The organism is Stenotrophomonas nitritireducens, assembly GCF_001700965.1.
GTDB classification, from domain to species: Bacteria; Pseudomonadota; Gammaproteobacteria; order Xanthomonadales; family Xanthomonadaceae; genus Stenotrophomonas; species Stenotrophomonas nitritireducens_A.
Map to the genome: position 1 here is coordinate 3,934,918 of NZ_CP016756.1, position 22,447 is coordinate 3,957,364.

Below are 22,447 nucleotides of genomic sequence, written 5' to 3' on the forward strand. Positions count from 1 at the left end.
GCTTGGCAGTCAGCGCTTGCCGCCGAAAATGCTGCCCAGGATGCCGCGCACGATCTGGTTGCCCAGCTTGGTGCCCATGGTGCGGGTGGTCTGCTTGGCCATGGTTTCGATCATGCCCTGGCGGCGCTTGGTGCCGAAGATCGCGTCCTTGATGCTCTGGCTGAAGCCGCCTTCCTGTGCCTCGTCCTGCTGGCGGGTGCGGGCCGCCGGCGCCTGCGCCTGCTCGGCGGCCTTCTCCGCCCGCTGGGCCAGCAGTTCGGCAGCCGATTCGCGGTTGACTGCGGTGTCATAGCGGGTGCCGACCGGGCTGCCGGCGCGCACCTGGGCGCGTTCGGCATCGGTGATCGAGCCCATCCGGCAGCGCGGCGGGGCGATCAGGGTCTTCTGCACCGGTGAGGGAATGCCCTTGTCCTGCAGCGTGGACACCAGCGCCTCGCCGGTACCCAGCTGCGACAAGGTGGCGACCACGTCGAGCTTGGGGTTCTGCACGAAGGTCTCTGCCGCGGTCTTGACCGCTTTCTGGTCGCGCGGGGTGAAGGCACGCAGGGCGTGCTGCACGCGGTTGCCGAGCTGGCCAAGGATGTTGCCGGGCACGTCATCCGGGAACTGCGAACAGAAGTACACGCCCACGCCCTTGGAGCGGATCAGCCGCACCACCTGCTCGATGCGCTGCACAAGCGCCGGCGGCGCATCGTCGAACAATAAATGAGCTTCATCGAAAATGAAGACCAGCTTGGGTTTTTCCAGGTCGCCTACTTCCGGCAGCTGCTCGAACAGCTCGGACAGCAGCCACAGCAGGAAGGTGGAATACAGGCGCGGCTTGAGGATCAGCTGGGCGGCAGCAAGAATGCCGATCACGCCGCGGCCGTCGTGGTTGACCCGCATGATGTCGGCAAGTTCCAGCGCCGGCTCGCCGAAGAAGGCTTCGCCGCCGTCCTGTGACAGGCGCAGCAGCGAACGCTGGATCGCCGCCACCGACTGCGCGCTGACCAGACCATATTCGGTGGAGATGTCCTTGCGTTCTTCGGCCACCAGGCCGAGCAGGGCGCGCAGATCGTCCAGGTCGAGCAGCAGCAGGCCACGGTCGTCGGCCAGCTTGAACACGATGTCGAGCACGCCGGACTGGGTGCCATTGAGCTCCAGGATGCGCGCGAGCAGGGTGGGGCCCATCTCACTGACGGTAGTGCGCACCGGGTGGCCGAGCTTGCCATACAGGTCCCAGAACACCACCGGGCTGGCCGCCGGCGCAAAACCGTCGACGCCGATCTCGGCCGCGCGCTGGGCCAGCTTCTCGCCGCCCTCACCAGCAACCGCCAGGCCGGCCACGTCGCCCTTCACATCGGCCATGAATACCGGCACGCCCAGCCGCGAGAAGCCCTCGGCCAGCGTCATCAGGGTCACCGTCTTGCCGGTACCGGTAGCGCCGGCCACCAGGCCATGGCGGTTGCCGAAACGCGGGAGCAGGGTGACGGCGATGTCGTCGGTGACGCCTTTGCCGAGCAGGATCGGGTCCATGGAGGCACTCATTGATGAATGAAGGAAGGATTCTAACGGCCGACTGTATCGCTGCGGGGGCCATGTTGCCCCCGGGTCTGTCTGCCAGCTACCCTGCCTCACCTTTGTCATGCAGTGCTGCTGATGCCCGTATCCCTGTTATCCGCTCCTCGTTGGTCATTGTTGCTGGCGACCTCGTTGTTGACCGTGGTCCCGGCCGCTCATGCAATCTCGGCCCGCGACAAGGTCAAGGTGGATGCCATCGAGGCGCGCATGACCGCAGCGGAAAAGCGTTACAGCGATGCGCTGGTGCTGGTTGCCAATGCCGACCCCAAGGGCGCCAGTGAGGGCGATGCCGCGTTGGAGGACATGGAAGACGTCATCAGCGCCTGTATCGCCCAGAAGGGCTGCCAGGTCAGCAACCTGCTGGCCACCTACAAGCGCCTGCTCAAGCAGCGCGCTGATGCCAATGGCAGCGCCGAGGGCGATGATGGTGGTCCGCTGGAAGCCGATCCCGACCATATCGCGCCACTGGTCGCCGATGTGCCTGAAGCCGCGCGCGCGGCTGCCCTACTCAATGATCACCGCCACGCCTTCGATGAGATGGTCGAGTACAACCCGGCCATCCAGGCCGGCATCCGCCGTTGGCTTACCGACATGCGCCCGTCGCTGCTGACCAGCTACGAGAACTACATGAACCTGCGCGCGGTGATGTGGCCGGAGTGGGAAAAGGACGCGCTGCCTGAGGCTTTGTTGTTCGGCATCATGGCCAAGGAATCCAATGGCCGCGTGCATGCCTCCTCGCGGGTGGGTGCGGCGGGCCTGATGCAGTTCATGCCGGCCACCGGCCGTCGCTTCGGGCTGGGTCCCGACGGTACCGGCTTCGACACGCGCTTTGATCCGCGCAGTGCCGCCAGCGCCAGCGCCGATTACATGAACGAGCGCATGCGCGGGCTCAACAGGAATATCGAGTACGCCCTGGCTGCCTACAACGGTGGCGAAGGCCGCGCCGCGCGCATCTACCGCGAGACCGGCGGGCAGAGCTTCTGGACCGATACCTCGTACAACCAGTTCCCGGGCGAGACCAAGGACTACGTGCCGATGGTGATCGCCGCGGCGTGGATCTTCCTGCACCCGCAGCAGTACGGCGTGGAGTTCCCGAAGATCAACGCGCAGCCGGCGACCATTCGTCTGGCCAAATCCACCACCATCTATGAGCTGACCATCTGCCTGGGCAGCACCGGTACCCGTGACGGTTATATGCGCGCACTGCGCAACCTCAATCCGCGTTATGAAGCAGACGGCTGGATCCCGGCCGGCACCACCATCAATGCCACTACCCGCATTGCCGGCCTTTACAACCGTTATTGCGTGAGCGGCCCGCGTGCGGATCTGGCGCGTGCGTTGATCACCGCCGATCTGAATGCCGCGATCAAGCGGCCCTCGGCGGCAACCTTCACCGGCAGCGTGGCGGTGGGTGACGTGCAGGCGATGCAGGCTGCGCAGGCCATCGCGCCAGTTGCAGCCCCGGTAGCTGCGCCGCGACCAGCCGCACCCGCGCGGCGCCCGGCGGCGCGCAGTTACAAGGTTGCCCGGGGCGACACCCTCGGCGGCATCGCCAGCCGCTTCCAATGCGAAGTACCGGCGTTGGCGCGTGCCAATGGCCTGCGTGCACCGGCTTATGCGCTAAAGCCCGGGCAAAGCCTGAAGCTGGAAGGCTGCGGTCGTTGAAACAGAAAGGGCGCCGCAAGGCGCCCTTCTTGTTTGTGCTGGATGCTTTTTGTAGGAGCGGCGTAAGCCGCGAGGCAGATGGATCATCAGATCTCAGCGCAGTCGCTAGCGGAAGAAACGCCAGCTTCGCGACTGACGTCGCTCCCACAAAAATCGGGTTGCCTCTAGGAGCGGCGTGAGCCGCGAAGCAGGTGAATCATCAGATTGCAGAAGCACGGGATGCTGGTGCTATCAGGGCTTCGCGGCTTACGCCGCTCCTACAAGATGACGCCGCTCCCGCAATTGCTGGGCCGTAGCTGTCAGCGCAGCTTTGCCAGCGGCTGGCCCAGCTGCACCGGGCTTTCGGCCTTCAATGACGGATCCAAATCGGCAACGCCCGGCGGCAGCAGCACGATCACCGTCGAGCCATAGTTGAATCGCGCCATCTCGGCAAAGCGTTCAAGGGTAATGCCCTTGCCGCGCCAGTCCTTGCGGGTGATGCGGTCGCCATACGCCGGGATTTCCTCGCCACTCCATACCGTCTCCACGCCGCTGACCAGCAGCGCGCCGACCATCACCTGCACCATCGGCCCGAAATCCGTGTCGAAATGGCAGACCAGACGTTCATTGCGGGCGAACAGGCGCGGCACGTTGGCGACCGCGTCGGTGCCTACACTGAACAGACGGCCGGGCACATGCACTGTTTCGCGCAGGGTGCCGGTCCAGGCCATGTGCACGCGGTGATAGTCGCGCGGCGACAGGTATACGGTTGCGAACAGGCCATTGTTGAACGGCAGCGCGTCGGCGGCATCGCCGAGCAGCTCGGCGGCGGTGAAGGACTGGCCCTTGGCCTGGAAGATGCGGCCATCTTCGATCGGCCCCAACTGGCTGATACGGCCGTCGGCCGGCATGGTCAGGGTGCGCGGATCGGCGGCCGGCACGCGCGCGCCCGGCTTCAAGGCGCGGGTGAAGAAGGCATTGAAGCTGGGGTAGCTGCGCGGGTCCGGGTTGGCTGCTTCGCCAAGGTTGACGTTGAACTTGCGCGACACGGTGTCGATCAGCCAACGCGAGATGCGCGGGTTCTGCGAATAGGCCAGCGAGCGGGCCATTGACGACAGCAGGCGGTGCGGCAATACGTAGGTGAGGCGTGTAACCAGACTCATGGTGCGGATTTCTCGGTGAGCTTGATCAGGTCGCTGGCAATTGCCTGCGGGTTGAACGGGGGACGCATCAGGCCGGCCAGGCGTCCCTGCGGGTCGAGCACGGCGATGCTGGCGGAGTGGTCCATGCTGTAGTCGTCGGGGTTCTGCTCGAAGTGCTTGCCCGGGGCTTTCTGGAACACCATGCCCAGCGAGGTGGCAAAACGCTCCAGCGACGGCACATCGGCGGTGGCGGCGATGGTGTCCTTGTGGAAGGCATGGGCGTACTCGCCCAGCCGCGCCGGGGTGTCACGCTCGGGGTCCACCGACACCAGCACCACGCGCGGGCGCAGGCTGTCGGGGATGGCCTCCCACTGCTTCTGGGCCTGGGCCAGCTCGGTCAGGGTGGTGGGGCAGACGTCCGGGCAGGAGGTGAAACCCAGGAATACCAGGGTCCAATGGCCGCGCAGCTCGCCGGGGATCAGGCGGGTGCCGTCGGATTGGGCCAGGTCGAACTCCGGCAGGGTGCGCGGGGTGCCGTAGAACAGGATGCTGCTGGTCCCCTGGCTGCCCTTGTTGGACGGGCCGAAGACCTTCTGCGCCAACAGCAGGCCCAGGCCGGCGGCCAGGGCGATGGCCAGGATGATGCCGGTATTTCGATTGAACATGCGCGCGGGCTTCCGTTCGGGTACTGCGGCTGGACGGCGGGGCGCCAGCCGTGGGCGGATACGGGAGTGTAGGGGATTGCAGGCGTACACCCCGGCAACTGGCCGGTATTTGGCTGCCGTTTGCGGGCCATTGCCGAAGTTTCGGCTGCAACTGGACAATCAATATACCGGTCAGGTGCCTATAATCGCAGACCTTTCAAGTATTTCCGTATTGCCATGACTGCCGAAGCGGCCGCTGAACTCCATACGATCGTCGATTTGATCCGCTACGGCGCAAGCCGTTTCAATGCTGCAGGCCTGACCTTTGGCCACAGCTATGACAACGCCCTGGACGAGGCGACCCAGCTGACCCTGCACAGCCTGCACCTGCCACCGGACCTCGGCCCGGCCTATGGCACGGCGCGCGTGCTGCTGGAAGAACGGCAGCAGGTGCTGGCGCTGTTCCAGCGCCGCATCGATGAGCGTCAGCCGGCGGCCTACCTGACCGGCGAGGCCTGGTTCGCAGGTTTGAGCTTCAAGAGCGACGCGCGTGCGCTGGTGCCGCGTTCGCCGATCGCCGAGCTGATCCTCAATGGCTTCGAGCCCTGGCTGGCAGGTCGCGAGGTCAACCGCGCGCTGGACCTGTGCACCGGCTCGGGCTGCATCGCCATCGCCATGGGCCACTATTACCCGAACTGGCAGGTGGATGGCAGCGACGTCAATGACGCCGCGCTGTCGCTGGCGGTGGAGAACAAGGAGCGTCTGCTCGCCCACAATGTCGAGCTGGTCAAGAGCGACCTGTTCGCCGGGCTGCAGGGCCGGGTCTACGACTTGATCGTCACCAACCCGCCCTACGTCACCAACGACGAGACCGACGCGCTGCCGAAGGAATACCAGCACGAGCCAGACCTGGCTCTGCGTGCCGGCGACGACGGCCTGGACCTGGTGTTGAAGATCCTGCGTGACGCGCCGGACCACCTGAGCGAAGACGGCCTGCTGATCTGCGAAGTAGGCGATTCCGAACAGCACCTGATCAAGCTGCTGCCGGAGGTCTACATGTCCTGGGTCGAGTTCAAGGTCGGGCAGATGGGTATTTTCGCCGTCGAAGCGGCCGAGCTGCGTGCCCACCATGCGCGCATCGCCGAGCTGGCAGCAGCACGCCCCTGAGTCATCCTTGTGCCGTCACTCCGCCCTGGTGGAATGACGGCAACGGCCAGCGCAACCGCAAGAGCACAACGGCATTGAATACATTCGGACAACTCCTTCGCGTCACCACCTTCGGTGAATCCCACGGGCCGGCGATCGGCTGCGTGATCGATGGGTGTCCGCCTGGCCTGGAAATCGCGCCCGAAGAATTCGCGCACGACCTGCAGCGCCGCGCCACCGGCAAGAGCCGCCATACCTCGGCCCGCCGCGAGGCCGACGAGGTCGAGATCCTGTCCGGGGTGTACGAAGGCCGTACCACCGGCACGCCGATCGCGCTGCTGATCCGCAACACCGATCAGCGCAGCAAGGATTACAGCAACATCGCCCAGCAGTTCCGCCCGGGCCATGCCGACTACAGCTACTGGCAGAAGTACGGCATCCGCGATCCGCGCGGCGGTGGCCGTTCCTCGGCGCGCGAAACCACGATGCGTGTGGCTGCTGGCGTCGTCGCCAAGAAGTGGCTGCAGCAGCGTTACGGCGTGACCGTTCGCGGTTACCTGTCGCAGCTGGGCGAAATCACCCCGGCCGGTTTTGACTGGGGCGCGGTCGAAGAGAATCCGTTCTTCTGGCCCGATGCCAGCCAGGTGCCGGCGTTGGAAACGTATATGGATGCGCTGCGCAAGTCCGGTGATTCGGTCGGTGCGCGCGTGACCGTGGTGGCCGATGGCGTGCCGCCGGGTTGGGGCGAGCCGATCTACGGCAAGCTCGATGGCGATATCGCCGTTGCGCTGATGAGCATCAATGCGGTCAAGGGCGTGGAAATCGGCGACGGGTTTGCCAGCGCCGCGCAGAAGGGCACCGAGCACCGTGACCTGATCACCCCGCAGGGTTTCCAGTCCAACCACGCAGGCGGCATCCTCGGTGGTATCTCCACCGGTCAGCAGATCGTTGCAGCCATGGTGCTCAAGCCCACCTCCAGCCTGCGCCTGCCCGGTGCCACGGTGGATACCGCCGGCAACGCGGTGGATGTGATCACCACCGGTCGTCACGATCCCTGTGTCGGCATCCGCGCCACCCCCATCGCCGAGGCGATGCTGGCCCTGGTGCTGATGGACCAGGCCATGCGCCATCGCGGCCAGTGCGGCGATGTTGGCGAAATGAGCCCGCGTATTCCCGGTCAGCTCGATGGCTGATCGGCGGCCCCGCGTCTGGGTATCGCAGCCCCTGTTCGACGATACCGTCGCGCAGTTGGCGGCGTACTGCGACGTGGTTGCCACCGAAAAGGTCAGCGCCCACAGCGCGGCCGAGCTTGCCGCGCAGCTGGCCGATGTCGATGGCGCGCTGGTCACCCTCAACGACCGTATCGGCGCGGCGGAAATCGCCAACGCGCCGGCCTTGAAGATGATCGCCAATGTCGGCGTCGGCTATAACAACCTGGATATCGGCGCGCTCAGTGCGGCCGGCATTCTTGCCAGCAACACTCCGGACGTACTCACCGAAACCACCGCTGACCTCGGCTTCTCGTTGTTGATGGCGGCCGCACGCCGCATTGTTGAATCCGATCGTTGGCTGCGCGATGGCAACTGGGGGCAGTGGTCATTCACCACCATGCTCGGTGCCGATCTGCATGGCAGCACCCTGGGCATCCTGGGCATGGGCCGCATCGGCCAAGCCATCGCCCGCCGTGGTCACCATGGCTTCGGCATGAGGGTGCTGTACCACAACCGTTCACAGCTGCCCGCCGAGCAGGAGCAGGCGGTCGGTGCCCGTTATGTCGGCTTCGACGAACTGCTGGCCAACGTCGATCACCTGGTGCTGGTATTGCCGTATACCGCGCAGAACCACCACATCATCAACGCCGCCGCACTGGCGCAGATGAAGCCGAGCGCGACGCTGGTGAACATCGCCCGTGGCGGCATCGTCGATGAGCTGGCGCTGGCCGACGCGCTGGCCAATGGCCGGCTGGCATCGGCGGCACTGGACGTGTACGAGAACGAGCCGAACGTGCGCCCGGAGCTGCTGGCCCTGCGCAACATCGTGCTGACCCCGCATATCGGCAGCGCCTCGCTGGCCACGCGCCGGGCGATGGTGCAGGTGGCGGTGGACAACCTGCTGGCCGGCCTGGGCATCGGCCCGGATGCTGGCAAGCCGGCCAATGCCATCAATGCCGAGCTGCTCGGCAATGGCACCGCGCGCATTGCCGCGGATGGCAAGAAAATCGGCGACAAAAAACGATAGGGAGCCTCCCAGGCCGTGTGCTGGAGGTTCCCCGAACCTGGCTCGATGTGTGTCTCCTCCCTCTTATTCTTTCGAGTATCCCCATGAGCAATGAAGCCCGTCGTTTCCATGTAGCCGTTGTTGGCGCCACCGGCGCTGTCGGCCAGACCATGCTGTCCATCCTGGCTGAGCGCAAGTTCCCGATCAGCAAGCTGACCCTGCTTGCCTCCGAGCGTTCGGCCGGCCAGCAGGTCGACTTTGAAGGCCAGAAGATCACCATCCAGGACCTGGCCACGTTTGACCCGGCCGGTGTCGAGATCGCGCTTTTCTCGGCAGGCGGCGGCATTTCGAAGGAGTTCGCACCCAAGTTCGCCGCTGCCGGCGCGGTGGTGATCGATAACTCGTCCACCTTCCGTTACGACGACGACGTGCCGCTGGTGGTGTCCGAGGTCAACCCGGAGGCGGCGAAGAACCGCCCGCGCGGCATCATCGCCAACCCGAACTGCTCGACCATGCAGCTGATGCCGGTGCTGGCACCGATCCACCGCGAGTACGGCATCGAGCGCATCAACATCGCCACCTACCAGTCGGTGTCCGGCGCGGGCCAGACCGGCATGGAAGAGCTGGGCAAGCAGACCGCGCAGCTGCTGGGCTTCCAGGAGATCGAGCCGAGCAAGTTCCCGGTGCAGATCGCCTTCAACCTGATCCCGCACATCGATGAGTTCCTCGACAACGGCTTCACCAAGGAAGAAATGAAGCTGGTCTGGGAAACCCGCAAGATCCTCGGCGACGACAGCATCCTGGTGAACCCCACCGCGGTGCGTGTGCCGGTGTTCTACGGCCACTCCGAGGCGGTCAACATCGAGACGAAGAAGAAGATCACCACCGAGCAGGCCCGCGAGCTGCTGGCCGCAGCGCCGGGCGTGAAGGTGGTGGACGAGCGCAAGGCCGGTGGCTATCCGACCCCGGTTACCCATGCCTCGGGCACCGATCCGGTCTACGTCGGCCGCATCCGCGAGGACATCTCGCACCCGCGCGGCCTGAACATGTGGGTGGTGGCTGACAACATCCGCAAGGGCGCCGCACTGAACGCCGTGCAGGTCGCCGAACTGGTCGCCAACGGCGGCTGAGGCACACAACGACGCCGGCTTGATGCCGGCGTCGTCGCAACTGGGCGGTACAGCGGTATTCGAAAGCCGGGCCAGCCGTTATATTGGCCGCCATGAAACTATGGGGCAGGGGCGCGATGCGCTCATTACAAGGCGTGCTGGTCCTCGGCCTGGCGTTGTTCAGTAGCGCTGCGATGGCATTGGGATTGGGTAATATCCGCGTCCTGTCCAAGCCGGGGCAGCCGTTGGTGGCCGAAATCCCGGTCATCACCAGTGATCCGGGCGAGTTGGACAACGCCAAGGCCGGCCTGGCCTCGGCGGCTACTTTCGAGCGCGTGGGGCTGGCGGCGCCAACCGGCCTGGTTGGCGAGCTGCAGTTCCAGTTCGTGCAGGACCGCGATGGCCGGGCAGTGATCCGCGTCACCAGCGCCCAGCCGGTGCAGGTGGCATCGGTAGGCTTCCTGATCGAAGTGGATTGGGGCCAGGGCCGCCTGGTCCGCGAATATTCGGCCCTGGTGGCCGCGCCGGAAGCCGCAACCGTGGTCGCCGAGCCGATGATCGAAGCGCCGGCAGCGGCACAATCCAATCTGATCGTGCGCGAGCCGCAACAGCAGCCCGAACAACTTCCTGAAGCGCCGCCGGCGGCTGCGATCCGTGCAGCGCCCGCAGCGGCACAACCGGCAGCGGTGGCTTCGGCGCCGCGGTCCGCGCCGGTGATGCAGGCTGACGGCCAGCTGGCGCCGGTACAGCGTGGGCAGAGCCTTTCGCAGATTGCCCGTGAGCTGTCGCATGACAGCGGTGCTTCGTTGAACCAGACCATGGTCGCGCTGATGCGCGCCAACCCCGAGGCTTTCATCCGCGGCAACATCAACCTGCTCAAGCAGGGCGCGGTGCTGCGGACGCCGGCGCAGGAAGAACTGGCACGGGTGGATGCCGCCGAGGCGCGCGCCATCGTGCGTGACCAGACCGCACAGTGGCGGCAGGCACGCGCGCCGATTCCACAGCCGGCGGTGGCGGATGCGGCAGCAGCTGCGCCTGCCGCGGCCGCACGCCCGGCCGCAACTGCAGCCGGCGCAGGTGGCGCACGCTTGGAAATCGCCCCGGCCGTAGCCGGCGCACAACAGACCGCAGGAATGACGACCGGCCTCGATGCCGGTGGCGAGGGTGAAATGTTGGCCAACGAACAGCTGCAGCAAGCCAAGGAAGAACTGGCGACGCGTGACGCGGAACTGCAGGAGCTGCGCGATCGCGTTGGCGAACTGGAAAAGCTGCAGAAGCAGCAGCAGACGCTGATTGCAATGAAGGATTCGGATCTGGCCGCTGCCCAGCAGCGTCTGGGCGAGGCGGCCAAGCGCGATGGCGCAGGCTCGTTCGGCTGGGTGTGGTTGGGCTTGGCGCTGGTGCTGTTGGGCGCGTTTGGCTGGTGGCTGAGCCGCCGCCGCAAGCCGTTGCCGCCGGCACCGCGCAGCGATTCGGTGGCGGAAAATCTGGCCGCGACGATGCCGGTGATGGGCGCCGCAGCCGTGCAGACGCCGTGGGAGACCGAGGCCGCTGAGGACGCTGCCGAGCTGGTCGAACCACATGCCCTGGCTGAAGACACCGCGCCAGCGCCGCAGCCGCAAGCCTATGAAGAACCGATGCCGGCCTGGCTCAAGGCCAGCCCGCCGGCACGTGCCGAACCGGTGGTCCCGGTTGTCGCCCCCAAGGTCGAGCACAAGCCGGTGCTGTTGTTCGAAGCTTCGCGTCTGAACACTGTTGTGCCCGAGCCAGCTGCGGTACGGCCTGAGCCGGCGGCAGCGGACGAGGCCAGCTGGTTGGCCGGTGACATGGCCGCGATCACGCCTTTGAATCCGACGCCCGCCGGTCGCGAGCGGCTGGAACTGGCCATTGCCTATCTGGATCTGGGTGATGCCGAAACCGCACGCACCCTGCTCAATGAAGTTGCCGCCAGCACCGATCCGCAGGCGCGCGGCGAAGCGTTGGAACTGCTTGGTCGCATGCCCTGATGGAGAAGCCTGAGATGAAACGCGAGCGTCGGATCGATTACGTGGAGTTCGCCTCGCGCGATCCGGCGGCCAGCCGCGGGTTTTTCGAGCAGGTGTTTGGATGGCAGTTTGAAGACTACGGTCCCGACTACACCGCATTTGATGATGGTCAGCTGCAGGGCGGGTTTTTCCGCGGCACGCCGCTGACCGCCAGCGCCGGCGCCCCGTTGGTCGTGCTGTATGCCGAGCAGCTGGCACCGTTGCTTGCGGTGGTTGCCGCGCACGGCGGCGAGCTGGTCAAGCCGATCTTCAGCTTCCCGGGTGGTCGCCGCTTCCAGTTCATCGAGCCCGGTGGCAACGAACTGGCCGTGTGGTCCGAGCGCGACCACGACTGAGTGGTCGACGGACTCAGCGGCACCCACAAACCAAGAGGTTCAACCATGCGTTACGCGCTGGGCGTGGAATACGACGGCAGCGAATTCAAGGGCTGGCAGCAGCTCGGCGAGAGCGGCTGCGCCAGCGTGCAGGCCACCTTGCAGGACGCGCTGTCCTCGGTAGCCGACGCCCCGATCAGCGTGGTCTGTGCCGGGCGTACCGATGCCGGCGTGCATGGCGAATGCCAGGTGGTGCACTTTGACAGCGATGTTGAGCGCAGCCCGCGCGGCTGGGTGCTGGGCACCACCACGCGGCTGCCGCCTTCGGTGTGCGTGCGCTGGTGCGTGCCGGCGGTTGACGATTTCCATGCTCGGTTCTCGGCCAAGGCACGGCGCTATCGTTATCGCATTCTCAACCGCCAGGTGCGGCCGGCCCTGTACCGGCAGATCCTGAGCTGGGAGCGTCGCCCGCTGGACGCCGATGCCATGCACCGGGCCGCGCAGGCGCTGCTGGGCGAAAACGACTTCGGCGCCTTCCGCAGTGCGCAGTGCCAGGCCCTGCATGCCCGCCGCGAGCTGCAGTCGATTGCTGTCCGTCGCCAGGGCGAAGTGGTGGAGGTGGAGGTCCAGGCCAACGCCTTCCTGCATCACATGGTGCGCAATATCGTGGGCTCGTTGCTGATGGTGGGAGCCGGAGAGAAGCCTGAAGGCTGGGTCGGGGAATTGCTGGCAGGGCGAGATCGCAATCTGGCCGGTCCAACTGCGCCACCGCAGGGCCTGGTGTTCGTCGGGCCGCTGTATGCTGAAAGCTGGAAGCTGCCGGACGAGGTGACACTGTGAGCCGTACGCTGTTTCGCACCCGCATCAAGTTCTGCGGCATGACCCGTGCCGGTGACATCCGTCTTGCCAGTGAACTGGGCGTGGATGCCATCGGTTTCATCTTTGCCAAGGGCAGTGCGCGCCGCGTGGCGCCCTCCGAGGCACGCGCGATGCGCCAGGCAATTCCGCCGATGGTCGAAGTTGTGGCCCTGTTCCAGCAGAACAATCGCGAGGAAGTGCGCGAGGTGTTGCGTGCGGTACGGCCAACCCTGCTGCAGTTCCATGGCGATGAGGACGATGCGTTCTGCCGCAGTTTCAACATGCCATACCTCAAGGCGATCGCGATGGGGGGGCGCAGCGAGGTCACCGCGCGTGGCCTGCAGCAGATGTATCCGCATGCGGCCGGTTTTCTGTTCGACAGCCACGTGGTTGGCGGCAGCGGCGGTACCGGCGTTGCGTTCGACTGGTCGCAGATTCCGCCCGGCGTACACCGCCCGTACCTGTTGGCAGGCGGTATCAGGCCGGAAAACGTGCATGACGCCATTGTCGCCACCCAGCCTTGGGGCGTGGATGTGTCCAGTGGCATCGAGGCCGCGCCGGGGCTAAAGGACGGCTACAAGATGCGCCAGTTCGTGGAAGAAGTGCGTCGCGCCGATACCCGGCCCGAGGAGCAGGACTGAATACGCCGGTGGCCCATCTGCGCAACGGCGGCCGTTGTCAGTGGGAGGTGTCGCACGATTTGGGACATTGCCGGCAGGCCATGCCCGGGCTGATTCCCTTATGATGGTTGCCTCGGCGACAAGCACGGATGCCTGCGGGTCGGGGATGAAACCGCACTGGCGTGAAGGCCGGAACGGATCCCGCAAAGGCAGCTGGGCGCCACAAGGAAGGTGTGCATGGCGGAATTTCTGCAAGTAGCGCTGTCGTTTCCGACGTTGCCTTACAGCGTCGTGCTTTGCTTTGCGGTCATCTATTGGATGCTTGCCGCCACCGGCATTGTCGATGACGGCGGGATCGGCAGCGGCGACGGGGCCGATTTTCATTCCCATGGCGGCGAGCACGGTGCCAGCGGTATCTCCGCGATGTTTGCCCGGCTCGGCCTGGGCGGTGCGCCGACCATGCTGGTGGTGCTGCTGCTGGCCTTTTTCGGCTGGACCATCACCTATCTGGTACAGCTCTTTTTCCTGCAATCGCTGCCGACCGTGCTGCGTTGGGGCATCGGCAGTGCGGTGGCTGTGGCGGCGCTGATTCCCGGCGCGGTCGTTTCGGCCTGGGTACTGCGGCCGATCCGCCGCCTGTTGCTCAAGCTGCGGCCGGTGGCACAGGAATCCATTCTCGGCCGGGTGGCGCAGATCACCTCGCCGGAAGTCACCGCCGAGCAGGGCTATGCAAGCTTTGATGACGGCGGTGCCGGCCTGATCCTGCATGTGCGCATGCGTGACGGCAGCCGGCTTGCGCGCGGTCAACGGGTAAGGCTGGTGGAATACCTGCACGACAAGAATCACTACCTGGTGGTCGCCGACAGCGACCTGCCGGGTCTGGACGTTTTTCCCTCTGATGTATCAGGCGACAAGGAGATCCACTGATGAGTACTGCTGCGCTGGCCCCTTTCATTATCGGGGTAGCTGCCCTGCTGGTTTTTTTCCTTGGCCTGGCCGGTTTGTTCAAGGCGTTCTATAAAAAGGTCGATCAGGGCACCGCACTGATCGTCAACGACATGAGTGCACAGCCCAAGGTTCACTTCACCGGTGCGCTGATCATCCCGGTGCTGTACCGCGCCGAGCATATGAAAATCAGCCTGATCACCCTGCAGGTGGATCGCCGTGGCAAGGAAGGCCTGATCTGCCGCGACAACATGCGTGCGGACATCACCGTGGCGTTCTATCTGCGTGTCAATGAAACCCAGGCCGACGTGCTGCGCGTGGCCAAGGCCATCGGCGCCGACCGTGCCTCCGACAAGAATGCGGTGGACGACCTGTTCAATGCCAAGTTCTCCGAAGCGCTGAAGACCGTTGGCAAGAAGTTCGACTTCACCCAGTTGTTCGAAAAGCGCCAGGAATTCCGCGACGAGATCATCGCGGTGATCGGCAATGACCTCAATGGTTATGCGCTGGAAGACGTGGCCATCGATTACCTGGAGCAGACCCCCAAATCGCTGCTGGACCCGAGCAACATCCTCGACGCCGAAGGCATACGCAAGATCACCGAGCTGACCGCCGCGCAGAACGTGATCACCAACGAACTGGCGCAGAACGAGCGCCTGGCCATCACCAAGAAGAACGTTGAAGCCAAGGAAGCCACGCTGGCGCTGGAGCGCCAGCAGGCCGAAGCCGAGGCACGCCAGCGCCGCGAGGTGGATACCATCCGCGCCCGCGAACAGGCTGAAACCCTGAAGGTACAGGAAGAACAGCGCCAGCTGTCCGAGAACGCCCGCATCGAAGCGCAGCAGCTGATCGACATCCGCGACCAGAACCGCCTGCGTGAAGTGGAGGTGGCCGAACAGAACCGCCAGCGCGCCGTCGCCATCGAGGTCGAGCGGGTCACACGTGCGCGCCAGCTGGAGCAGGTCACCACCGATCGCGAAGTGCAGCTGCAGGGCGTGGAGCGTGACAAGGTGGTCGAGCAGGGCCGGATGGATGTGGCCAACATCACCCGCGAGCGCATTTCCATCGACAAGACCGTGGCGCAGGAAGAAGAGCGGATCAAGGAAGTACGGCAGGTGTCCGAGGCCGACCGCTTGAAGCAGGTTGCCATTCTGGAAGCCGAGGCCGAAGCGCAGGAAGCCATGCTCAAGCAGGTCAAGGAAGCCGAGGCCAGTGAAGCGGCGGCCAAGCACAAGGCGGTGGAGATCACCACGCTGGCTCAAGCCGAGTTCGATGCGGCGGGCAAGCAGGCCGAAGCCAAGAAGGCCCTGGCCGAAGGTCTGCGTGCCGAGCGCGCCGCGCCCGGCCTGGCCGATGCACAGGTCAAGGAAGCTGGCGCACTGGCCATCGAAAAGGTCGGTATTGCCGAAGCCCGCGTGGTCGATGCAATGGCCGATGCCAACCTGAAGCAGGGCACCGCCGAAGCCAAGGTGCTGGCCGAGCAGCTGGCTGCGCGTGCGCAGGGCGAGGAGCAGATGGGCCGCGCCAAGGCCGCTGCGACCGAAACGCTGGGCGTGGCCGAAGCCACCGTCATCGAGAAGAAGCTGTTTGCCGAAGCCGACGGTTTGACCCGCAAGTTCCAGGCCATTGATTCGCTGGGTGACACCGCCCGTGGCCACGAGGAGTTCCGCATGACCCTGGAAACCGGCCTGCGCCAGGCCTTGGCCACCATTGATGCCGGCAAGGAAGTGACCAAGGAAAACGCCGAGGTCATCGCCAGCGCGCTGCGCAACGCCAAGATCGACATGGTTGGCGGCGACGGCGGCATGTTCGAGAACCTGATCAAGGCGGTGTCGCTGGGCAAGTCGATTGAAGGCCTGACCGACAAGAGCCCGATCGTGCAGGACCTGATGCAGCGCTATCTGGGCGTGGACATGTCCGCGCGTGGCCTGCCGTCGCGTCGCGGCGCCGATGCGCCGGCGGTGCAGTCGGACGCAGGCTGAGCGATGGCGCGCCCTGTGCGGTAGCACTGCGCAGGGTGTTGGCGCGCCGCTCGGCCCGGGGCCGGCGGTACACGTGGATGAAGGCGTCGGCGGCATCGTCCTGAGGGCGATGCCTGCCGGTGCCGGAGCAGGGAACAAGCAATGGCCGATACAAACCAGGACGCAGCTGCGAGCGCGCAGGCCGGCACTCTTGCCGACCAGGCAGTAGCACAGGGCGGCGCCTACGAGGTGCTGCGCAAGCGGCTGAGCGATCAGGGCATACGCCTGCGGCAGGTGGTGGACGCACTGAACCAGCGGCGTCTGCAGGAGTTCGGCGACAGCCGGATGGAAGTGATCGGGCGTTTCCGCATCCGCAGTGAGAACAACTGCGTCGGCCGCGATGTGGTGCAGGTGGGTGATGACCTACTGCTGTTCGGTTACAACGTCTTCATCGGCCTGAAAACGCAGACCCGGGTGGAGGATGTGTTCGGGCTGTACCGGCTGGTGGAAGGTGCCGAGGGCTATGACGTCAACCCGGTCGACCTGAAGACCAGCTTCCTCGCCCAGCCCGGCTTCGTCCATGATTTCGGCGAGCTGTACGCCTATTACAAGAATGCGCGCCTGCTGCAGCTGATCGTGCGCGACGGCAAGTTGCTGGCCGCGTTCCAGATCGGTGAGCGCAGCAGCGACGTACGCGTGTTCCGCTGGGCGATGGCGCCAAGTGGCGAGCTGACCTATATCGATGCGCGCGGTGAACGCGATATCGCGCTGCCGCCGCCGTTCGACTTCGAATGGACCCGTGCCAGTCGCGACATGATGATCAGCGGGCGTTTCCCGCACTTGAACATTCTCGACACGATCTTCGTCGAGACCACCGGTGGCGACCTGACCATCAAGGTGGAGAACAACACCGAGACCGGCCAGGGCGTGTACAGCGAGCCGGTCGAGGACAGTACCCAGTCGGTGGACGATGCCACCATCGATTTCGCCAAGGTGGGCTCGCTGATCCTGCTGAAGATTCTCCCGTATCAGGAGAGCACCTGGCGTGGCCTGATCTACAACACGCTGACCGGCAAGGTGGTGCGCAACGACGCCATCGTCCAGGCCTGCGTGCAGCTGCCCGATGACCACGGCGTCATCTTCCCCGGCGGCTATTACCTGCAGAATGGCGAGCACAAGGCCTTCGACGCCTCGATGCAGGGCATGCGCTACAAACGCTCGATCCGCTCGCCCAACGGCGAAGACATGCTGTACATCTTCTACGAGCGCGAGGCCGGTAAGTCGGCACTTTTTGTCTACAACAGCATCCAGCGCGTGCTGCAGAATCCGGTGTTCGGCCTGGGCTATGCCTTCATGCGCGATGGCCGCATGGTGCTGTTCAATGCCGAGAACGAAGAGCCGACCCGCGTCCATCCGATGCAGGTCTGGCAGACGCCGTTCAGCAGCGACGAATTCGCCGCACACACGCCCACCGGCACCAGTTTCATGGCCCGTATCGGCAATGCCGAGCTGGTGCGTGGAATCTCCAACCTGCTTGATCTTGGTCGCGAAATCGACAGCCGTGAGGTCTCGCTGCTGCGCTACGAGTTGCTGACCCACAACGCGCGCCGGCTGTTCGATACACACCACTGGTTGGACGATGCCAACTGTGATGGTGCCGCCACGCTGCTGCGCGAGATCAGCGCGACGGGCGAGTCGATGCTCGACGAATATGAGAAAGTGGAGGGCATCCGCAAGCAGTCGGCGCAGGCGATGGCTGATGTCACCAGCGCGCACAAGCTGCTGTTGGGGCGCCTGCAACCGCAGAACTGGTCAAAGATTGGTGAGTTCGTCGAATCACTCGGTGATATCGGCAAGCTGCGTGGCCGCCTGCTGACCGTGCGCGACTTCCGCTACGTGGACGTTGCCGCCATTGATGCAATGAACGTATCGCTGCAGGAGGCGCACGACCGCGTCGGTGCGGCGGCGGGCGAGTTCCTTGGCAGCGATAAATCGCTGCAACCCTTTGCCGAACGTCTGCAGGAGCTGGACGCCGCCGCCCAGGTTGCGCAGACCGCCAAGCAGCTGTCCGAGCAGATCGCGCAGATGCAGGTGATGTCAGGTGACCTGGACATGCTGTCCGAGCTGATGGCCAGCCTCAAGGTCGACGATGCCGCGCAGCGCACGCGCGTGGTGGAAGCCATTTCCGCCATCTACGCCAAGCTCAACCAGGCACGCGCACGCGCCGACCAGCGTCGCCGTTCGCTGGGCTCGGCTGAGGCCGTGGCGCAGTTTGGTGCGCAGTTTTCCTTGTTCAGCCAGGCCATCACCAGCGCCCTGGGCCTGGCTACCGATCCGGAGCGGGCCGACGAGCAGCTGTCGCGGCTGATGGTGCAGCTGGAGGAGCTGGAGAGCCAGTTCGGCGAACACGAACAGTTTCTCGGCGACATCCTCAACAAGCGCGAGGAGCTGCTCGATACCTTCGAGTCGCACAAGCAGACCCTGCTCGATGCCCGTCAGCGCAAGGCGCAGTCGGTGCTGGATGCGGCCAACCGCATTCTTGATGGTCTGGCCAAACGTACCGAGCGCTTCACCACTGTCGACGAACTCAATGCGTTCTTCGCCGGGGACCCGCTGATCCTGAAACTGCGTGAGCTGGCCGATCGTCTGCGTGACTACAAGGACAGCGTCAAGGCCGATGACGTGGAAGCGCGGCTCAAGGGCGTGCGTGATCAGGCGGTGCGGGCGCTGCGCGACCGCAATGACTTGTTCGAGGGCGGTGGCAACATCATCCGCCTGGGCCGCCACCGTTTCAGCGTCAACACCCAGCCGCTGGACCTGACCATCCTGCCGCGCGGCGATGGCCTGGCGGTGCATCTGACCGGCACCGACTACTACGAGTCCATCGTCGACCCGGAGCTGGAGGAACTGCGCGACTACTGGCCGATGACGCTGGATTCGGAAGCGCCGGCACTGTATCGCGGCGAATACCTGGCAGGCCTGATCCTGGACGCGGCGATCAACGGGCGCGACGGGCTGAGCGTGGAGCTGCTGCTGCGCGATGCCGCACAGGCCGAGGTACTGGGCAAGCGGGTAAGCGACTTTGCTGCCCCGCGTTATCGCGAAGGCTATGAAAAGGGCATCCACGATCACGACGCCAGCCTGATCCTGCAGGCGCTGTTGCCGCTGTACCAGGCCGGCGGCTCGCTGGTGCATGGCGCAGGCGCGCGCGCGTTGGCGCTGCTGTTCTGGGCACGTGAGGGCAAGCGCGAGGAAGTGAGCCAGTGGATCGAGCGCGCTGCCGGCGCGTTTGCCATCGCCCGGCTGTTCAATGTGCGCGATGGTCTTGAAGCCTTGCGCGCTGAAATCGCGCTCACCTTGGCGGAATTCCAACAGGAGCAGAAGCTGCCGTTCGACACCGGCTTGCCGGCGTTGGCGGCTGAATACCTGTTGGCCGAGCTTGCCAACGGCGAACCGACCTTCGCCTTCAGTGGTTACGCGCGGCAGTTGCTGACAGGCCTGCGCGAACAACTGCAGGCGGCCGGCCAGACCGATGCCTTCGACCGCAGCATGCAGCGCTTGAACACGCGCCTGGCCCTGCAATGGGCGCAGGCCGTGCAATGGCTGCAGGCCATGTGTGGGCAGCCGAAGTTCGCTGCCATGTGCGGCTACGTGCCCGAAGCGGCGGCAATGTTGCTGGGCGAACGTGCGCTGCGCAGCCAGGTGCGCGAGGTGACTTTGATTGCCGACATTGGCGGCCTGCTCGGTGAACATCCGCGCATCTCCCAGGGCCACCTGCAGCTGGCGGTGGATGATTTCCTGCAGCGCTGGCAGTCGCATCGTCGCCAGTTCCAGCCCGGATTCGAGCGCTACCAAGCCTTGCGCCACCGCATCAGTGCACGCGAACGCGATGCCCTGCGCTTGAGTGAATTCCAGGCGCGTCCGCTCAGTTCGTTCGTTCGCAACAAGCTGATCAACGATGTCTACCTGCCCATCATCGGCGACAACCTCGCCAAGCAGATGGGTACGGTAGGCGAGAACAAGCGCAGCGACCTCATGGGCCTGCTGATGATGATCAGCCCGCCCGGTTACGGCAAGACCACTTTGATGGAATACGTGGCCAACCGCCTGGGCCTGGTCTTCATGAAGATCAACGGTCCGGCGCTGGGGCACGAAGTTCGCTCGCTGGACCCGGAGCAGGCGCCGGACGCCACCTCGCGGCAGGAGCTGCACAAGCTCAACCTGGCGCTGGAGATGGGCAACAACACCATGCTGTATGTCGATGACATCCAGCACACCCATCCGGAGTTCCTGCAGAAGTTCATCTCGCTGTGCGATGGCACCCGTCGCATCGAAGGTGTCTGGAAGGGGCGCACCAAGACCTACGACCTGCGCGGCAAGAAGTTCTGCGTGGTGATGGCGGGCAACCCGTACACCGAGTCCGGGGAAGTGTTCAAGGTGCCGGACATGCTGGCCAACCGTGCCGACATCTACAACCTGGGCGACGTGCTGGGTGGCATGGATGAGGCCTTCAAGCTCAGCTACATCGAGAACAGCCTGACTTCCAGCCAGGTGCTGGCGCCGATGGCGACCCGCGACCTGGCCGATCTCTACCTGCTGGTCGACAAGGCCGCGGGCAAGGAGGTGTCCACCAATGCACTCAGCCATGCTTACAGTGGCGCGGAGATCAACGAGATCGTCGCCACCCTGCAGCGCTTGATGCAGGTCCGCGACGTGGTCTACCGGGTCAACCAGCAGTACATCGCCAGTGCCGCGCAGGCCGACAAATACCGCGTCGAACCGCCGTTCCGGTTGCAGGGCAGCTACCGCAACATGAACAAGCTGTCGGAGAAGATTTCGCCGGTGATGAATGCCGCCGAGTTGCAGCAGCTGGTGTCCGATCACTACCTGGGCGAGTCGCAGCTGCTGACCAGCGGTTCGGAGGAAAACCTGCTCAAGCTCGGTGAGCTGCGTGAGGTGCTGGATGCAGCGCAGTTGGCGCGCTGGGAGCAGATCAAACGCGATTTCATGCGCGACAAGGCCATGGGCGGCGACGACGCCGACACCGGCGCGCGGGTGGTGGCGCAGCTGGCCGATATTGCCAGCGGGCTGCAGGGGCTGCGCGTTGATGAGCCGGTCGCGGTCGCGCCGGTGGTCGAACAGGCTGAGGCGCCTTGGGAGCAGATTATTGCCTTGCTGCAGGCGCTGGCCGACCGCCCTGCCGCGGTGATGACGCCGCCTGCGGCGCCGGTCGCCGCGCCCGCAGCGGCAGCGCCGGCACAGGACCTGACGCCGTTGTTGCAGGCCTTGGCCGCAGGGCATCAGCGCGAAGGGCAGATTGGTGACGCACTGGCCGGTTTGGCTGCGCAGTTGCAGGAGTGGCTGTCCAAGGACGGTGGCAGCAGCAAGCCGGCGCCACGCGTACGGCGCGCCCGCACGCCCGAAGAGAAGGCGCTGGATGAAGCCTTGATGCGCCATTTCTACGGCGGCAATGTGGTGGTGCCTGGGCAGCAGGGTAGTCGTGGCAATGAAGCGACCGACGATGCCTGATTTTTTGCCGCTTTTGCCAGTGCCACCGCAGCCAGCGCTGCAGACCGATGATGCGCTGGCCGTGGCCAGCTATGGCACGGAACTGCTGGCTGCGATCGAGCAACTGTTGGGTGCGCCGCAGGCCGGTATCGCCGCAGCGCGGCTGGTTGCGGAAATGGACAATATCCGTCAGGCGATGACGGCAGCTGATGGTCGCCAGATCCGGCGTTCGGTTGGCTTTCTTGGCCGGCTGTTGGGGCGCGATGTCGAGGCGCAGGCGCAGGCTGAGCAATTCGCGGGGCAGTTGGATGTCTGCCTGCTGCGTGCCGATGCCTGCGTACAGGCGTTGCTGCAGGAGTTGGAGCAAAATCTGCAGCAGATGGCCCGGATGCAGGCGGCGGTGGCAGCTATCGAGGATTGGGTGGCTGCCGGCGAGGCGATTCCGGCGCCGGCTGACGCCCTGGCACAGGCTGCGCTGCAGCGTCGTCTGCAGCACCTGCGCGGGCTCGCCTGGCTGCGCTATACCGAAGCCGGACAATTGCGCTTGCTGCACGCTCAGGATGTGGAGCTGATCAAACGCTATCAGCGCATTCGCGATGTGTTGTTGCCACTGTGGCGTCAGCAAAGCTTGGCTGCGCGTGCCGCTGACAAGCATACCCAGCTGGCACAGGCTGCCGACGCCCAGGCGCGGATCCTCGACGAGGTGACGGCCATGCAGGCTAGACTGCGCTGAG

General features: G+C 65.1%; 16 protein-coding genes. 13 read left to right on the top strand and 3 right to left on the bottom strand.

The window, feature by feature from the left end:
• Positions 1-9: 9 nt before the first annotated feature.
• Positions 10-1,515, bottom strand: a complete 1,506-nt coding sequence (locus BCV67_RS16740) for a helicase HerA-like domain-containing protein (protein ID WP_062171607.1) — start codon at positions 1,513-1,515, stop codon at positions 10-12.
• A gap of 123 nt (positions 1,516-1,638) precedes the next feature.
• Here BCV67_RS16740 and BCV67_RS16745 point away from each other — a divergent pair, with 123 nt between their 5' ends.
• Complete coding sequence (locus BCV67_RS16745; RefSeq protein ID WP_062171605.1) at positions 1,639-3,225, top strand: transglycosylase SLT domain-containing protein; 1,587 nt, start codon at positions 1,639-1,641, stop codon at positions 3,223-3,225.
• A gap of 299 nt (positions 3,226-3,524) precedes the next feature.
• Here BCV67_RS16745 and asd read toward each other — a convergent pair whose 3' ends face one another.
• Together asd and BCV67_RS16755 are read right to left on the bottom strand one after the other, a co-directional pair.
• Positions 3,525-4,367 carry an archaetidylserine decarboxylase gene (gene asd / locus BCV67_RS16750; protein ID WP_062168185.1) on the bottom strand — a complete coding sequence of 281 codons (843 nt, stop codon included), beginning with the start codon at positions 4,365-4,367 and terminating at the stop codon, positions 3,525-3,527.
• On the bottom strand, positions 4,364-5,011 hold the full coding sequence (locus BCV67_RS16755) for an SCO family protein (protein WP_062168184.1): 648 nt from the start codon (positions 5,009-5,011) through the stop codon (positions 4,364-4,366). Before BCV67_RS16755 ends, asd begins: the two co-directional genes overlap by 4 nt.
• A 216-nt stretch (positions 5,012-5,227) precedes the next feature.
• On the opposite strand from BCV67_RS16755, the gene prmB reads away from it, so the two are divergent.
• The 12 genes from prmB to BCV67_RS16815 all read left to right on the top strand — a co-directional run bounded on the left by prmB (position 5,228) and on the right by BCV67_RS16815 (position 22,446).
• Positions 5,228-6,157 carry a 50S ribosomal protein L3 N(5)-glutamine methyltransferase gene (gene prmB, locus BCV67_RS16760; protein WP_062168183.1) on the top strand — a complete coding sequence of 310 codons (930 nt, stop codon included), beginning with the start codon at positions 5,228-5,230 and terminating at the stop codon, positions 6,155-6,157.
• Between the two features lie 74 nt (positions 6,158-6,231).
• Positions 6,232-7,329 (top strand): chorismate synthase, encoded by a 1,098-nt coding sequence (gene aroC / locus BCV67_RS16765; RefSeq protein WP_062168182.1) that lies wholly within the window; start codon positions 6,232-6,234, stop codon positions 7,327-7,329.
• Complete coding sequence (locus BCV67_RS16770) at positions 7,322-8,374, top strand: 2-hydroxyacid dehydrogenase (protein ID WP_062168181.1); 1,053 nt, start codon at positions 7,322-7,324, stop codon at positions 8,372-8,374. Before aroC ends, BCV67_RS16770 begins: the two co-directional genes overlap by 8 nt.
• An 83-nt stretch (positions 8,375-8,457) precedes the next feature.
• Complete coding sequence (locus tag BCV67_RS16775) at positions 8,458-9,483, top strand: aspartate-semialdehyde dehydrogenase (RefSeq protein ID WP_062168180.1); 1,026 nt, start codon at positions 8,458-8,460, stop codon at positions 9,481-9,483.
• Between the two features lie 116 nt (positions 9,484-9,599).
• Entirely contained in the window at positions 9,600-11,468 is a 1,869-nt protein-coding gene (locus BCV67_RS16780) for a type IV pilus assembly protein FimV (RefSeq protein WP_065868153.1), read from the top strand.
• A gap of 14 nt (positions 11,469-11,482) precedes the next feature.
• Positions 11,483-11,842: a VOC family protein gene (locus BCV67_RS16785; protein ID WP_062171603.1), complete on the top strand. Its 360-nt coding sequence runs from the start codon at positions 11,483-11,485 to the stop codon at positions 11,840-11,842.
• Between the two features lie 45 nt (positions 11,843-11,887).
• Complete coding sequence (truA, locus tag BCV67_RS16790) at positions 11,888-12,661, top strand: tRNA pseudouridine(38-40) synthase TruA (protein ID WP_062168178.1); 774 nt, start codon at positions 11,888-11,890, stop codon at positions 12,659-12,661.
• On the top strand, positions 12,658-13,320 hold the full coding sequence (locus BCV67_RS16795) for a phosphoribosylanthranilate isomerase (protein ID WP_062168177.1): 663 nt from the start codon (positions 12,658-12,660) through the stop codon (positions 13,318-13,320). The genes truA and BCV67_RS16795 overlap by 4 nt, the downstream gene beginning before the upstream one ends.
• A 216-nt stretch (positions 13,321-13,536) precedes the next feature.
• Positions 13,537-14,226 carry a hypothetical protein gene (locus BCV67_RS16800; RefSeq protein WP_062168175.1) on the top strand — a complete coding sequence of 230 codons (690 nt, stop codon included), beginning with the start codon at positions 13,537-13,539 and terminating at the stop codon, positions 14,224-14,226.
• On the top strand, positions 14,226-16,226 hold the full coding sequence (locus tag BCV67_RS16805) for a flotillin family protein (protein ID WP_062168174.1): 2,001 nt from the start codon (positions 14,226-14,228) through the stop codon (positions 16,224-16,226). The genes BCV67_RS16800 and BCV67_RS16805 overlap by 1 nt, the downstream gene beginning before the upstream one ends.
• A gap of 141 nt (positions 16,227-16,367) precedes the next feature.
• Positions 16,368-21,734: a DNA repair ATPase gene (locus BCV67_RS16810; RefSeq protein WP_062168172.1), complete on the top strand. Its 5,367-nt coding sequence runs from the start codon at positions 16,368-16,370 to the stop codon at positions 21,732-21,734.
• Complete coding sequence (locus BCV67_RS16815) at positions 21,727-22,446, top strand: hypothetical protein (RefSeq protein ID WP_062168170.1); 720 nt, start codon at positions 21,727-21,729, stop codon at positions 22,444-22,446. The genes BCV67_RS16810 and BCV67_RS16815 overlap by 8 nt, the downstream gene beginning before the upstream one ends.
• Position 22,447: the final 1 nt, after the last annotated feature.

Coding starts and splice junctions, on each gene's coding strand:
- asd (WP_062168185.1), bottom strand. CDS start 4,367: ATGAGTCTGGTTACACGCCTCACCTACGTATTGCCGCACCGCCTGCTG.
- BCV67_RS16800 (WP_062168175.1), top strand. CDS start 13,537: ATGGCGGAATTTCTGCAAGTAGCGCTGTCGTTTCCGACGTTGCCTTAC.
- BCV67_RS16785 (WP_062171603.1), top strand. CDS start 11,483: ATGAAACGCGAGCGTCGGATCGATTACGTGGAGTTCGCCTCGCGCGAT.
- prmB (WP_062168183.1), top strand. CDS start 5,228: ATGACTGCCGAAGCGGCCGCTGAACTCCATACGATCGTCGATTTGATC.
- BCV67_RS16775 (WP_062168180.1), top strand. CDS start 8,458: ATGAGCAATGAAGCCCGTCGTTTCCATGTAGCCGTTGTTGGCGCCACC.
- BCV67_RS16745 (WP_062171605.1), top strand. CDS start 1,639: ATGCCCGTATCCCTGTTATCCGCTCCTCGTTGGTCATTGTTGCTGGCG.
- BCV67_RS16740 (WP_062171607.1), bottom strand. CDS start 1,515: ATGGACCCGATCCTGCTCGGCAAAGGCGTCACCGACGACATCGCCGTC.
- BCV67_RS16755 (WP_062168184.1), bottom strand. CDS start 5,011: ATGTTCAATCGAAATACCGGCATCATCCTGGCCATCGCCCTGGCCGCC.
- truA (WP_062168178.1), top strand. CDS start 11,888: ATGCGTTACGCGCTGGGCGTGGAATACGACGGCAGCGAATTCAAGGGC.
- BCV67_RS16770 (WP_062168181.1), top strand. CDS start 7,322: ATGGCTGATCGGCGGCCCCGCGTCTGGGTATCGCAGCCCCTGTTCGAC.
- BCV67_RS16805 (WP_062168174.1), top strand. CDS start 14,226: ATGAGTACTGCTGCGCTGGCCCCTTTCATTATCGGGGTAGCTGCCCTG.
- BCV67_RS16780 (WP_065868153.1), top strand. CDS start 9,600: ATGCGCTCATTACAAGGCGTGCTGGTCCTCGGCCTGGCGTTGTTCAGT.
- BCV67_RS16810 (WP_062168172.1), top strand. CDS start 16,368: ATGGCCGATACAAACCAGGACGCAGCTGCGAGCGCGCAGGCCGGCACT.
- BCV67_RS16815 (WP_062168170.1), top strand. CDS start 21,727: ATGCCTGATTTTTTGCCGCTTTTGCCAGTGCCACCGCAGCCAGCGCTG.